Below are 13,696 nucleotides of genomic sequence, written 5' to 3' on the forward strand. Positions count from 1 at the left end.
AAAGCCTTGTCCGATTTAACCTGAAATCGTCTTGAAGGCCGGTTCGGCGGTAACCATCTGGTTTTCCAGCACTCGGCATCGTGTCGGGTGCTGAACGCAAGGATACCGCACGATGAACCAGTCAGCATTGCTTCGCCCGGATTGGACCCCGGCTACCGTTGCCTTGATGATCCTTGGCTTCATGGTTTTCTGGCCTCTGGGGCTGGCCATGCTTGCCTATATCATCTTCGGCGAGCGCCTGCGCGGCTTCAAGCGTGACGTGAACCAGGCGACCGATGGCTTCTTTGCAGGCTGCCGCCGTTCGCATGGCCGTCACCGCCCGCATTTCTCAACGGGCAACGTCGCCTTCGACGATTGGCGCAAGGCCGAGCTCGATCGTATAGAGGAGGAGCGCCGCAAGCTCGATGAAATGCGTGAGGAATTCGATTCCTACCTGCGCGAGCTCCGCCGCGCCAAGGATCAGGAAGAATTCGATCGCTTCATGCGCGAGCGCAAGAACGGCCGACGCGACGACAATGGCCCAGTCGCAGAGTACCAGACGCCGTAAAGTGTGATCACAAAAATCTACGGCCGGCATCGCTCGCGATGCCGGTTTTTCTTTGCGCGGATTTCCGCCGAATCGTATAGAAAATCCCTATGTTTCCGCTTCCGAAGATCCGCCGCCCGACAAGAAAACCGGCGCCGCCCGAAACGCGGACGCTCGATGTTGCCGGCCGCCTCATGCCCTTGACGATCAAGCAGCATGATCGGGCCACCCGGATTACGCTGCGTATCGAGCCGGGCGGCCGAGCCCTGAAGATGACTGTGCCAAAGGGGCTTGCCGCCCGCGAAGTCAACGCTTTCCTGGATAGACACCAGGGCTGGCTGCTGACCAAGCTTGCGAAATTCTCGACCGATACGGGTCTGCACGACGGCGGCGATATTCTCTTTCGGGGCGTCAAACATCGCATCCAGCATACCGGCAGTCTGCGCGGGCTGACCGAGGCCGTCATGGTCGACGGTAAAGCAGTACTTCGCGTCAGCGGCATGACGGAACATATCGGTCGGCGCATCGCCACTTTCTTCAAGAAGGAAGCCCGCGCCGATCTTGAGAGACTGTCGCGCCTGCATGCCGGCTCCATCAAGGCGCCGATCCGCTCGATTTCCATGAAGGATACCCGCAGCCGCTGGGGTTCCTGTTCTTCGGAAGGAAATCTGAGCTTCTCCTGGCGCATTGTCATGGCGCCACCTTCGGTGATCGATTACCTCGCCGCCCATGAGGTTGCGCATCTGAAGGAAATGAACCACGGTCCGCACTTCTGGGCGCTCTGCAAGAGGCTTTGCCCGCACATGGAAGAGGCGAAGTCCTGGCTGAAGCGTCACGGCAGCCAATTGCACGCGATAGACTTCGATTAAGCGCCGCGTTAAATGCGGCCGGCATTGCAAATTGGCTCGACTCTTCGCCCGTTTCGTGTCACTTCGCTGCCATGCGACCGGATATCAAAATCTGCGGTTTGAAGACGCCTGAGACTGTCGAGCGCGCATTGAAGCGCGGAGCGACACACATTGGCTTCAATTTCTTCCAGAAGAGCCCGCGTTACGTTGAGCCTGATATTGCCGGCAAGCTCGCCGAGCCGGCGCGTGGCAAGGCGAAGATCGTTGCTGTCGTGGTTGATCCGACCAATGACGATCTCGATGAAATCGTTGCACTTTTGCGCCCCGATATGCTGCAACTTCATGGCAGCGAGAGCCCCGAGCGCGTGCTCACCATCAAGGCGATGTATGGCATCCCGGTCATCAAGGCATTGTCGGTCCGCACTGCGGATGACTTGAAGAGGGTCGAGGCCTATATCGGCATTGCCGACCGCTTCCTTTTCGACGCCAAGCCGCCGAAAGGCTCTGAATTGCCAGGCGGCAACGGCGTTTCCTTTGATTGGGGTTTGCTCACCTGGCTCGACGGCAACGTCGACTATATGCTTTCCGGCGGGCTTAACAAGGCCAATGTCGGGCAGGCGCTGGCGATGACCAGGGCTCCGGGTGTCGATACCGCTTCCGGTGTCGAGAGCGCTCCGGGCGTGAAAAGCCTGGACATGATCGATGAGTTTTTCGATGCGGTTGAACAGGCATGTATGCCTGAAACGACCTCAGGGAGTTGAAAGTGAACGAGACGCCTAAACCGAATTCCTTCCGCGCCGGTCCGGACGAAGACGGCCGCTTCGGCATTTACGGGGGCCGCTTCGTGGCCGAAACCCTGATGCCTCTGATCCTCGATCTGCAGGAAGAGTGGAACAAGGCGAAGGATGATCCGGAATTCCAGGCGGAATTGAAGCATCTCGGCGCCCACTATATCGGCCGTCCGAGCCCGCTCTATTATGCCGAGCGCCTGACGGAGCATCTCGGTGGCGCCAAGATCTATTTCAAGCGTGAAGAGCTGAATCATACCGGTTCGCACAAGATCAACAACTGCATCGGCCAGATCCTGCTCGCCAAGCGCATGGGCAAGACGCGCATCATCGCTGAGACCGGCGCCGGCCAGCACGGCGTGGCCTCCGCCACCGTCGCCGCCCGCTTCGGCCTGCCCTGCGTCGTCTACATGGGGGCGACCGACGTCGAGCGCCAGGCGCCGAATGTGTTCCGCATGAAGCTGCTCGGTGCCGAGGTAAAGCCTGTTACGGCTGGCAGCGGCACCTTGAAGGATGCGATGAATGAGGCGCTGCGTGACTGGGTCACCAACGTTGACAATACTTACTACCTGATCGGCACCGCCGCCGGCCCCCACCCCTATCCGGAAATGGTGCGCGATTTCCAGGCCGTCATCGGCACGGAAGCCAGAGAGCAGATCCTTGAGGCCGAAGGCCGCCTGCCTGATCTCGTCATTGCTGCCGTTGGCGGTGGTTCGAATGCGATCGGCATCTTCCATCCCTTCCTTGATGATAAGGAAGTCAAGATCGTCGGCGTCGAAGCCGGTGGCAAGGGCCTGCAGGGTGATGAACATTGCGCCTCGATCACGGCCGGCTCGCCCGGCGTGCTGCATGGCAACCGTACCTATCTGCTGCAGGACGATGACGGGCAGATCAAGGAAGGCCATTCGATCTCGGCTGGTCTCGATTATCCCGGTATCGGCCCGGAACATTCGTGGCTGAATGATATTGGTCGTGCCGAATATGTGCCGATCATGGATCATGAGGCGCTCGATGCCTTCCAGACGCTGACGCGACTCGAAGGTATCATTCCGGCGCTTGAGCCTTCGCATGCGCTTGCCGAAGTTATCAAGCGTGCGCCCAAGATGGGCAAGGACGAGATCATCCTGATGAACCTCTCCGGCCGCGGCGACAAGGACATCTTCACCGTCGGCAAGATCCTGGGAATGGGGCAGTAAGAGATATGACCGCACGTATGGATAAACGCTTCGCCGATCTGAAGGCGGAAGGTCGCCCGGCGCTCGTAACCTATTTCATGGGTGGCGATCCCGACTACGAGACCTCGCTCGGCATCATGAAGGCGCTGCCGGAAGCCGGTTCAGATATCATTGAACTCGGCATGCCGTTCTCTGATCCGATGGCCGATGGTCCGGCAATCCAGCTGGCCGGTCAGCGCGCCTTGAAGGGCGGTCAGACGCTGAAGAAGACGCTGCAGCTCGCCGCCGATTTTCGCAAGGTGAATGACGCAACACCGATCGTCATGATGGGTTACTACAACCCGATCTATATCTACGGCGTCGAGAAGTTCCTCGACGATGCGCTGGCATCCGGCATCGATGGCTTGATCGTCGTCGACCTGCCGCCGGAAATGGACGATGAGCTCTGCATCCCGGCGTTGAGGAAGGGCATTAATTTCATTCGTCTGGCGACGCCGACGACGGACGAGAAGCGCCTGCCGACCGTTTTGAGGAACACGTCGGGCTTCGTTTATTATGTCTCGATGAACGGCATCACCGGTTCAGCCTTGCCGGACCCGTCGCTGGTTTCGGGTGCTGTCAGGCGCATCAAGGAGCATACTGATCTTCCGGTCTGCGTCGGCTTCGGCGTCAAGACGGCGGAACATGCAAAGGTGATCGGCGCCTCGGCTGACGGCGTGGTCGTCGGTACCGCGATCGTTAACCAGGTGGCCACCAGCCTGACGGCGGATGGAAAGGCGACGGCAGACACGGTTCAGGCCGTTGCGACGCTGGTTCGAGGTCTTTCCACAGGAACGCGTTCGGCGCGCCTTGTTGCTGCCGAATAGTTTCCCCACATTGGCACTAGTCAATAGGAGTATTCGAGTTGAACTGGATCACTAACTACGTTCGCCCGCGGATCAATTCCATGCTGGGCCGTCGCGAAGTGCCGGAGAACCTCTGGATCAAGTGCCCGGAAACGGGCGAGATGGTCTTCCACAAGGACCTGGAAAGCAACAAGTGGGTTATCCCTGCCTCCGGCTATCATATGAAGATGCCGGCCAAGGCGCGCCTTGCCGACCTGTTCGACAAGGGCGAATACGAAGCTCTGCCGCAGCCGAAGGTCGCCCAGGACCCGCTGAAGTTCCGCGATTCCAAGAAATATAGCGATCGTCTGCGCGACAGCCGCCTCAAGACAGAGCAGGAAGACACGATCCTTGCCGGTCTCGGCAACGTGCAGGGCCTGAAGCTGGTCGCGGTCGTTCATGAATTCAACTTCATCGGCGGCTCGCTTGGCATGGCTGCCGGCGAAGCGATCGTCAAAGCCTTCGAACGCGCGATTGCGGAAAAGTGCCCGCTTGTCATGTTCCCGGCCTCCGGCGGCGCACGCATGCAAGAAGGTATCCTGTCGTTGATGCAGCTTCCACGCACGACGGTTGCCGTCGATATGCTTAAGGAAGCTGGCCTGCCCTATATCGTGGTCTTGACCAATCCGACCACCGGCGGCGTGACCGCATCCTACGCCATGCTTGGTGACATTCATCTGGCCGAACCGGGTGCCGAAATCGGCTTTGCGGGCAAGCGCGTCATCGAACAGACGCTGCGTGAAAAGCTCCCCGAAGGCTTCCAGACATCGGAATATCTGCTGGAGCATGGCGTGGTCGACATGGTCGTCAAACGTCACGATATCCCCGAGACGCTGGCACGCCTCTTGAAGATCCTGACCAAGAAGCCGGCAACGGCAGCAAATGATGCCAATGGGGTGATTGCTCTGGCGGCGAGCGCCTGAGCAGCAGACCTCACAAGATAGGGCGGGCCGATGACGGACAGAGGCCAGATCTCGGTGAGTGAGGCGGCGCAGGAGATCGAAAAGCTCATGGGATTACATCCTAAGGGCTACGATCTGTCATTGGACCGCATCAAGCGTCTTCTGAAAGCACTCGGCAATCCCGAGCGCAATCTCCCTCCCGTCATTCATATCGCCGGTACCAATGGCAAGGGTTCGACATCGGCCTTTTGCCGCGCACTTCTGGAGGCAGGCGGCTACGCCGTTCATGTCCATACGTCCCCACATCTCGTAAACTGGCATGAACGCTACCGTCTGGGCGTTGCCGGTGGGCGTGGGCAACTGGTTGACGATGCCGTCTTTGCCGAGGCCTTGCGGCGAGTGGCGAAGGCCAATGATGGTGAGAAGATCACCGTCTTTGAGATCCTGACGGCCGTCACCTTTGTTCTGTTTTCCGAACATGCGGCCGATGCCGCAATCATCGAAGTTGGTCTCGGCGGTCGTTTCGATGCGACGAATGTCGTCGAGGACCCCGCCGTTTCGGTCATCATGCCGATTTCGCTGGATCACCAGCCTCATCTCGGTGATCGCGTGGAACTGATCGCGGCGGAAAAGGCCGGTATCATGAAGCGTGGCCATTCCGTCGTCATCGGCCATCAGGAATATGACGCGGCACTTGACGTGCTGATGTCGACTGCCGAGCGGCTGAACTGCCCAAGCGCCGTCTTCGGCCAGGATTTCATGGCCCATGAAGAATATGGCCGGCTGATCTATCAGGATGAATTCGGCCTCGCCGACCTGCCATTGCCGCGCCTTCCCGGCCGGCATCAATATGCGAACGCCGCAGCCGCCATCCGTGCCGTCAAGGCTGCGGGCTTTACCGTTACCGAACCGATGATGGAAAAGGCGATGGAAACGGTGGAATGGCCTGGCCGCCTGCAGAGGCTGACGAAAGGCAAGCTGTTGAGCCATGCACCGGCGAAATCGGAAATCTGGGTCGATGGCGGCCACAATCCGGGGGCTGGTGAAGTGATCGCCGAAGCCATGGCGAATTTCGAAGAGCGTCAACCGCGCCCGCTGTTCCTGATCTCGGGCATGATCAACACCAAGGATCCGGTCGGTTATTTCAGGGCTTTTGCAGGATTGGTGGAAAAGGTCTATTGCGTGCCGATCCGCGGCAGCGAAGCGACGATCGATCCGGTCATTCTCGCCAATACTGCCTGCGATGCCGGCCTTGTAGCAGAACCGATGTCATCCGTCACCGACGCTCTGGACGCCATCGCCTCGGCCGTTGACCCGGCAGCGCCACCGCCCCGCATTCTGATCGGCGGCTCGCTCTATCTCGTCGGCGATGTGCTGGCGGAAAACGGCACGCCGCCCAAGTGAAAAAGCCCGACATATGCCGGGCCTTTCTCATCGAATTCATCGATATCGTTAGGATGCGCTGGAAATCCAGTTGGAAAGCGCCGTCTTCGGCTTTGCACCGACGGAGATGTCGGCAACTTCGCCGCCCTTGAAGATCGCAAGCGTCGGGATCGAGCGAACGCCGAACTGGGCAGCCAGTTCCGGGTTTTCATCGATGTTGAGCTTGGCAACCTTGACCTTGCCGGCCAGTTCCGTGGCGATTTCTTCAAGACTTGGAGCAATCATTTTGCACGGACCGCACCACTCGGCCCAGAAATCGACGACGACGGGTTCTGCCGATTCCAGAACTTCTGACTGGAAGTTGTTGATATCGACCTTAACGGTAGCCATAGGCTGCTCCTTTACCGGAATTTGCTGTTGGACAAGATGTGAGGGTGCGGTGCCGGAATTTCAATGTCCGATATTTCACTTTGTGTTGAGTCCTGCAAGTGCAGAAGCCAAAGCCTGTTCACTGAGCATATGGATGGTAGCATTTTCCGTATATACCAGCATGCAGTCGATCCGCTTGGCAGGATAGAGCGGCTTCAGGATTTCCCGGTAGAGCGCAAGCTGGGCCTTGTGCGCGAAGGGGATGGCCTCCTCGCTTACCGGCGGCACACGATTTGTCTTGTAGTCCATGATAACGACGCTTTCGGTCAGGACGGCAAGCCGGTCGATGCGGCCGGAAACCGCATATTCCCGCCCCTCCAGCGTCAACGTTCCCATGATCGAAATCTCGGCCTGCGCATGGACGTTGAAGACGGCTCGTAGCCTTTGATCTTCCAAAAGTTTCACAACCGAATCGACCAGAGCTCTCCGCTCGACTGTCGGCCAGAATCGCGCCGCGCGTTCGGCATAACGTTTTGCCGCCTCAGCCCGCTCCTCCACTGGAATATCAGGAAGTGCCTGCAGCATCCGGTGAATGAGGCGGCCCTTTTCCAGAGAGCGATCGCTGCTTTCAGGGTCGCCGAAGAGCGGTGAGGTCACCAGCAGATTATCGGCCTCCTCATCAATGATCGTGCCAGCGCCGGAAGGACTGAGGGGCCGCGGCAATTGTTTCTGCGGCGGAAGAGGGCGGAAAAGGTCCGGCGGGACCGTTTCGCCGCTTGCCTGTTCCGGGCTGCGATCCATCCGCTCGAAGCTGCGTTCGACCTGTGGCACACGCCAGCGGACGCCTTCCCATTCCCCATCAGGGCCTGAAAAGCTCGCCTTCTGGACATGCGGATGCTCTTCGCTGAGCGCGGTGGAAATCATTAGATGCCAGGTATCGTTGTTCAACCGTACGCCGCGATAACCGCAGACGATCAGCCGATCGGCTGCGCGCGTCATTGCGACATAGAGCAGGCGCCGGTATTCCTCCTCGGCAAGCAGCTGAATGCGGGTCGTATCGCTTGATGTCAACGAATTGCCGAGATCGCTGACCGGAATCCAGACCGGTATCGGCGGCTCGCCAGGTTCGGTATCGATCAGCCGCAGTTTTGGCAGATGCGTGTGAGTGAAGGCCTTGGAACCTCCGTCCACCAGAAAGACGATCGGCGCTTCAAGACCCTTGGAGGCATGCACCGTCATGATGCGCACCTCGTTTCGGCCCTTGTCCTGCTCGCGTTTCACTTCAGGCGCCTCGAGCTCCAGTGTCGAGATGAAGGATTGCAGGCCCGGAAGCGCCGACGTCTCGTGATCGAGCGCAAAAGTGAGGAATTCGTCTAGGATATCGCTGACCTCGGTGCCGAGCCGGGCCAAAAACTGACGCCGGCCGCCATGGCTGCCGAGAACCCGGGCATAGAAATCATGGACTGAGAGATTTCGCGACTGGGCGAGAAAGAGTTCTAGCCTTGCGACGGTCGCGCCAAGCCGCTCGTTGCCGTCGGCCGCGTATTTGCGAAGATGGTCCCAGACACTTTCATTGTCGTTACGCAGCGCAGCGATCGCAAAAATATCCTCTTCCGAGAGATCGAAGAGCGGGCTCTTCAAAACGGCAGCAAGCGAAAGATCGTCTTCCGGCAAGAGAAGAAAACGCCCAAGTGCCATCAGATCCTGGACGGCGATATGGCTGGTCAGCACAAGCCTGTCCGCGCCGGCAACGGGAATGTCGCCGCGCCGTTTGAGCTCGCGCGTCAGCGCATTGACGAAGGCGTCGCGTTTGCGGACGAGAACAAGGATATCACCGGCCTCGATGAAGCGTTCCTTGCCTTTTTCGATAATCGTTTCGTGGCCGACGAGGGTACCGATCGTATGGGCGATGCGCCGCGCCAGGATGGCCGCTGGGGCGCTTTCTGGTGTCGCGTCGAAGGGAGCGGTCCAGTCTTCATCCTTCACGATGACATCAGGCACGACCATTTCCCAGAGATCGACAGCGCCGGGATGGCCGATACGGCTGGACCGATGGACGACCGGCTCCATGCCGAGACCTCGCGCATTGTCCGGCGGGGTGAAGATATGGTCGACAGCGAGCAGGACGTCAGACGTGGAACGGAAGGAGAGCGGCAAACGAACCGTCGAGAAGTCAAGGCCGCTGTTCAGCACCCGGCGCTGCGTCCGCTCCTTCTCTTCAGAAAACCGCTCCGGCCGTGCGCCCTGGAAGGAGTAGATCGACTGCTTTTCGTCCCCCACCGCAAACAGCGTGCGAACCACGGGCCGCGAACTTTCGCCGGAGAAGAAATCCTCCGCCAGCGACTGGATGACGCTCCATTGAATGGGGCTGGTATCCTGTGCTTCGTCAACGAGAATATGGTCGATTCCCTGGTCGAGCTTGTAATGGATCCACGGGCCGACGCCGCTCTTGGTGAGCAGATCGGCAGTGCGGGTGATCAGATCTTCGAAGTCGAGATGGCTGCGCTGCTTTTTCAGCTCCTCGTAATCCCCGTTTAGGCGATCTGCGAGCACGAGAGCGGCATGCGTCGCCGTATGCATCCGCATTATCTTCAGCCGGTTCCGACAATTGACGACATGAGCGCGTGCCGTGGCGATCGCATCGGCAAGCTGTGGCGCCTCGGCAAGCATGGCCTTCACGAAGAATTGCCCGTCCGTCTTCGGCTCACCCTTCGACGTCAGAAAAACCTTCTCCAGAATCTGCACCCGTATCGCGACGTCGGATTCGCGCGCCGCGCTGCGCAGGCCTTCGGCGACGTCCTGCGCCTTCGCTCCGCCCTTGCCAGCTGCGAGCGACAGGTAGAGATCAAGCACGGTACCCGAGAGCCCCGGAAGCGGCCAGTATCGTTCGGCCAGTCTCTGTTCCGTATCATCGGGTGAGAGCCCGAGCTTCTTTCGCAGCAACATGTCGGCGCCGCCGTGCTGTTCGGCTGCGGTCATGAAGCGGCGTATGGCGTTGCGGTTGGCAACGATCTCGCCGAGCAAATTTTCAAGCCCGGATTCATCGCCGAGATTGAGCACATAGGCGAAGGCCTCAGCGAGGTCCCGGTCATTCTCCGGAGCCGTTGCCGTCAGCAGCGAGCGGCGCGCATCGGCCAGCAGCGTTGCGGCTGCTCGGTCGTCGAGAACCGAGAAGTGCCCGGCGACGTTTGCTTCCAGCGGAAACTGGTGCAGCAGCGCTTCGCAAAAAGCGTGGATCGTCTGGATCTTCAGCCCACCTGGCGTTTCCAGCGCTTTGGCGAACAGGCGCCGAGCTTGTGCAAGTTTCAGAGAATCCGGCTCACGACATTCGATCTGGGTGATGCGCTTGGAGAGTTCTTCATCGGGGAAAATCGCCCATTCCGCCAACCGCTCGAAAACACGGTTCGACATTTCGGAAGCGGCGGCCTTCGTATAGGTGAGGCAGAGGATCGCAGACGGACGTGCGCCGGCAAGCAGCAGCCGGATGACCCGCTGCGTCAGGACGTGTGTCTTGCCGGAGCCGGCATTGGCCGATACCCAGGCCGAGCGGGCGGGATCGGAGGCAATCGCCTGCTGGATCGTCGTCCAGCCGATCCAGGTGCCGGGATCGTCACCCTCGGGAAGCGCGGTCGGATCAATCATCGCCGCCTCCATCCGGATCGGCGGTCGCCCATTCCGCAACGCGGGCGAGATGGTCGTAATCGCCACCGAAGTCGAATTGCTGGGCGGGGATCAGCCGGGAGGTAAAGCCCTTTTCGCCCGACTGCAACAGGGTGACGAATTTCACGAGTTGATCGATCGATTCCTCAGCGAGCTGCATCGCCGATTTCGCCTTGTCGCTGCTCGCTTCCTCGTTGTTGACCTTATCGACTAGGAAGCGGCTGCCCGGCCGCAGGCGGACATAGAGAAGATCGTTGGGTACAAGGCTGCCTGCATCGCGGAAGGCACCTGCGCGAAGCGCGGCTGCCTCGAGCGCAAGCTGCGGGTCCAGCAATGCGCGGGCTTGCGTCGGAGAGGGGTTATAACCGGTCTTGTAGTCGATGATATCGGCACTGGCAGGCCCTTTGATATCGATGCGATCCGCAACGCCAGTGAGCCGGATATCGATACCGTCGAGTTCGACTCCGCCTCTCACTTCCGTCAGCCTCTTCTGAATATCGGGCTGTCGTCCGGCCTCCCACTTCATGAAGGCACGTGCGACTTCGCGGAAGCGTGGCCGCCAGACGGCGTCGATATGCGGCGGCAGCTTCTCCATATCGAAGAGCTCGGTCAGAATGACTTCCATCGCCGTAGCCGCTTCTCGTGTCCCGGCTATATGACTCCCGCGGACAAAGCGGTCGATGATCTTATGATAGAGCGTGCCGCGTTCTGCCGCGCCGGGATCGCGATTGAAGGCGTCGACGGGATCGAGTCGCAGTACACGCCGCGCATAGATAGCATAGGGGTCGCGACGCAGCCGGCCGACTTCACTGAAGGAATAGGATTTGGGCTGCAGCTCCCGCGGCGGCCTGGGCGAAGGTCTTTGTGCCGCTGCCTGGCTGTCGCCTTGATCGATCTGGCCCGCCCAGTGAACGAAACGGGCGCCACGCTCGCGCAACTGCCCTTCAAAATGCTCTCCGCCGAGCGCCAGAAGCCTCTGCAGCCATCGGGAGGCGACCGTCGGCGTCGAGCCCTGGCGCAGCGCGCGTGAATAGATGAGGTGGCGTGTGCCATTCGCCATCTCGAAGTCATGTGCCAGCTGGCCGATGCGCCGTTCCGGCGGCTCCAGCCCGATTTCCGTCTTCATCATGCGGGAGATGAAGGGGTTGTTGGCGGTCTGGCCGGGCCACGATCCTTCATTGAGACTGCCGAGGATCAGTGTATCGACATTCTGCAGACGGGCTTCCAGCGTACCGAAGATGAAGAGGCGAGGGTGACTGAGCGCACCGGGCTTGACGGCATGTCCGGCCGACAGCGCCTGCATGATATCGATCCATTGCGGCCCCTCCGCCTCCATCTGGCCGTCAGTGTCGATCACCTCACCAAGCAGGCTTGCAAGGGCATCGCCAGCCTCTCCGGACCAAAGGCCGGCCAGATTGCCATGTTCATCGGCAGCGACGCCTTCCAGAGCACGGCCCGTTCGTTCGGCCCATTGCGAGAGCGTAATGCCTTTCGGCTGGCCGCCGTTACCGGGATGCCGCGCCAGCACCGATAGGAGCGGCTCGACGGCGCGTCCCACCTGCCGGGCAAGCTGTCGGGCCATATCGATTGCCCCTGGCGGCAACGATTTGCGCCAAACCGGCGCATGCCTGTCGAGCGCCTGTTCCGCAAGCTGGTGGTCGAGCAAGGGTTCGAGCGATCCTATATCCACCTCCGCCACGCCGCCGCGCAGCGCCAGAAGCTCCAGCGCTTCCACCGAGCTAGTCAGAAAGTCGCGCTCCAGCCCGAAGCGGGCAAGCGGGTGTTTGAGCAGCGAGACGATGGCAACGGGATCGCCGGGACGCAGACTCGCCTCCAGCAGCAATTGCAGCAGCGTTCCCTGTGGCGTCGCCGAAAGCGGCGTACCAGCCGAATCGTCGGCGAGAATGCCGAACCGGGAAAGCTCCGCCATGACCCGGCGGGCAAGATTGCGGTCGGGCGTGATAAGCGCCGCCCGGCTTTCGTCGTCGCTGCCCGGCCGCTCGAGCGCAAGCCGCAAGGCAACGGCGATTGCGGTTGCCTCCTCACGTTCGTTTGCGGCTTCGATCATCGAAACATCCGCGAACGCGTCGGCGACGGCTCCTTCGGGCAAGTCTTTTTTCCATTCGCCCCATTCGCTTGTCGCTTCGGATGGCGTCAGCGCGCGTGAGAGCATTTCGGCACGGAAGCGCAGGGCGGCCTCGGATTCCTCGATCGGCTGCACATCCCCGCGAGTAAGCTTCAGGCGCTTCAAGAGTATGGCAAGACCGTATTGCGGATGTGTGCGACTCGCCGGATTGGCCCGCTGGCCCGGCAGGAGATCGGGTGCAACCAGACGCCAGTGTTCCTCCGGCATGGAAAGATCGAGACCAGGGAGTACGATAACGCCTTCAGGCAGGCTGGCCACGGCGCCGATGAGGTCGGCGGTGGCAGGAAGCGAACCCGTCGAACCGGCAATGATGATCGGCCCGGCAGGCTTCATCGTCGAAAGCCTGGCGGCCTCGGCGCGCAGAATGGCATTGCGATGGCGGGCCGGCGAGGAACGGCCGAGCTCGACAAGCCGATCCGGCCAGAAGGCGCTGGCGATCTGTAGGAATTCGGCCGTCAATTGCCACCAGGCCGCATAGTCACCGGTATCGAGCTTTGCGAGCTCAGACCATGCGAGGTCTTCGGTCTCGATCGAATCGATCAGTTCCGCCAGGTTGCGGGCAAGCCAGATGGCGTCCGCCGGGCTGGCGGGCGCGACGAGGGGCGATTCCGAATGGATGTGCCGGACGATCTCGGGCAGCTTGTTGCGCCAGGCAAGGATGAGCCGCGCCAGCTCCAGGAGCCGTGCCGTATTGGAAAGCGGCTGCGCAAGGTCGATCGTTGCGGGCAGCGCCTCGTCAAAATACCCGCTGTCGTCATCTGTCTCTCCCAGCGGGCGAATGACCGGCAGGATTGCCGAACGGCCGCCAAGCAGATCGACGAATTCCGAACGTAGCACGCGTACGGCTCGCCGTGTCGGCAAATAGATCGTCACCTTGGCAAGAGACAGCGGATCGCTAGGATCATGCCGGAAGAGTGGCGTCAGGCGTCCATCGCAGAGCGATGCCGCCAGCGTTTTCAGGAAGGAAACGCCAGACGGGATCGTGAGAATGCGTGGCTGGTGCCGCTCCGCCATT

Annotated in this window: 10 protein-coding genes; 7 read left to right on the forward strand and 3 right to left on the reverse strand. The window is 60.4% G+C overall.

Translation table 11 applies throughout. The features are described from left to right. Window positions 1–112: 112 nt before the first annotated feature. The 7 genes from ACK9YZ_RS20860 (at window position 113) to ACK9YZ_RS20890 (ending at window position 6,527) form a co-directional block, all read left to right on the forward strand. Window positions 113–547: a DUF2852 domain-containing protein gene (locus ACK9YZ_RS20860; protein ID WP_183734600.1), complete on the forward strand. Its 435-nt coding sequence runs from the start codon at window positions 113–115 to the stop codon at window positions 545–547. Window positions 548–636: 89 nt separating this feature from the next. Then, window positions 637–1,395 (forward strand): M48 family metallopeptidase, encoded by a 759-nt coding sequence (locus ACK9YZ_RS20865; RefSeq protein ID WP_216756408.1) that lies wholly within the window; start codon window positions 637–639, stop codon window positions 1,393–1,395. A gap of 71 nt (window positions 1,396–1,466) precedes the next feature. Beyond that, the gene (locus tag ACK9YZ_RS20870; RefSeq protein WP_216756409.1) at window positions 1,467–2,135 is read left to right on the forward strand and encodes a phosphoribosylanthranilate isomerase; all 669 of its coding nucleotides are present in this window, start codon (window positions 1,467–1,469) and stop codon (window positions 2,133–2,135) included. 2 nt (window positions 2,136–2,137) lie between these two features. Beyond that, on the forward strand, window positions 2,138–3,358 hold the full coding sequence (gene trpB, locus ACK9YZ_RS20875; RefSeq protein WP_216756410.1) for a tryptophan synthase subunit beta: 1,221 nt from the start codon (window positions 2,138–2,140) through the stop codon (window positions 3,356–3,358). 5 nt (window positions 3,359–3,363) lie between these two features. Next, window positions 3,364–4,203, forward strand: coding sequence for a tryptophan synthase subunit alpha (trpA, locus tag ACK9YZ_RS20880; protein WP_216756411.1), 840 nt, complete (start codon window positions 3,364–3,366; stop codon window positions 4,201–4,203). Between the two features lie 38 nt (window positions 4,204–4,241). Continuing rightward, window positions 4,242–5,144, forward strand: coding sequence for an acetyl-CoA carboxylase, carboxyltransferase subunit beta (gene accD, locus ACK9YZ_RS20885; protein ID WP_416065036.1), 903 nt, complete (start codon window positions 4,242–4,244; stop codon window positions 5,142–5,144). Between the two features lie 30 nt (window positions 5,145–5,174). Continuing rightward, on the forward strand, window positions 5,175–6,527 hold the full coding sequence (locus tag ACK9YZ_RS20890) for a bifunctional folylpolyglutamate synthase/dihydrofolate synthase (protein WP_416065037.1): 1,353 nt from the start codon (window positions 5,175–5,177) through the stop codon (window positions 6,525–6,527). 48 nt (window positions 6,528–6,575) lie between these two features. Here ACK9YZ_RS20890 and trxA read toward each other — a convergent pair whose 3' ends face one another. The 3 genes from trxA to addB all read right to left on the reverse strand — a co-directional run bounded on the left by trxA (window position 6,576) and on the right by addB (window position 13,695). Further along, complete coding sequence (gene trxA, locus ACK9YZ_RS20895; protein WP_183806440.1) at window positions 6,576–6,896, reverse strand: thioredoxin; 321 nt, start codon at window positions 6,894–6,896, stop codon at window positions 6,576–6,578. 75 nt (window positions 6,897–6,971) lie between these two features. Next, window positions 6,972–10,517 (reverse strand): double-strand break repair helicase AddA, encoded by a 3,546-nt coding sequence (gene addA / locus ACK9YZ_RS20900; RefSeq protein WP_416065038.1) that lies wholly within the window; start codon window positions 10,515–10,517, stop codon window positions 6,972–6,974. After that, window positions 10,510–13,695 carry a double-strand break repair protein AddB gene (gene addB, locus ACK9YZ_RS20905; RefSeq protein WP_416065039.1) on the reverse strand — a complete coding sequence of 1,062 codons (3,186 nt, stop codon included), beginning with the start codon at window positions 13,693–13,695 and terminating at the stop codon, window positions 10,510–10,512. Before addB ends, addA begins: the two co-directional genes overlap by 8 nt. Between the last annotated feature and the right edge of the window lies 1 nt (window position 13,696).

The sequence above is a fragment of the Rhizobium sp. ZK1 genome, from assembly GCF_047782645.1.
Classification (GTDB): Bacteria; Pseudomonadota; Alphaproteobacteria; order Rhizobiales; family Rhizobiaceae; genus Rhizobium.

What these genes read in the sequence shown, in the direction of transcription:
- ACK9YZ_RS20860 (WP_183734600.1), top strand. Translation starts at nt 113, where the DNA reads ATGAACCAGTCAGCATTGCTTCGCCCGGATTGGACCCCGGCTACCGTT.
- ACK9YZ_RS20865 (WP_216756408.1), top strand. Translation starts at nt 637, where the DNA reads ATGTTTCCGCTTCCGAAGATCCGCCGCCCGACAAGAAAACCGGCGCCG.
- ACK9YZ_RS20870 (WP_216756409.1), top strand. Translation starts at nt 1,467, where the DNA reads ATGCGACCGGATATCAAAATCTGCGGTTTGAAGACGCCTGAGACTGTC.
- trpA (WP_216756411.1), top strand. Translation starts at nt 3,364, where the DNA reads ATGACCGCACGTATGGATAAACGCTTCGCCGATCTGAAGGCGGAAGGT.
- ACK9YZ_RS20890 (WP_416065037.1), top strand. Translation starts at nt 5,175, where the DNA reads ATGACGGACAGAGGCCAGATCTCGGTGAGTGAGGCGGCGCAGGAGATC.
- trxA (WP_183806440.1), bottom strand. Translation starts at nt 6,896, where the DNA reads ATGGCTACCGTTAAGGTCGATATCAACAACTTCCAGTCAGAAGTTCTG.
- addA (WP_416065038.1), bottom strand. Translation starts at nt 10,517, where the DNA reads ATGATTGATCCGACCGCGCTTCCCGAGGGTGACGATCCCGGCACCTGG.
- addB (WP_416065039.1), bottom strand. Translation starts at nt 13,695, where the DNA reads ATGGCGGAGCGGCACCAGCCACGCATTCTCACGATCCCGTCTGGCGTT.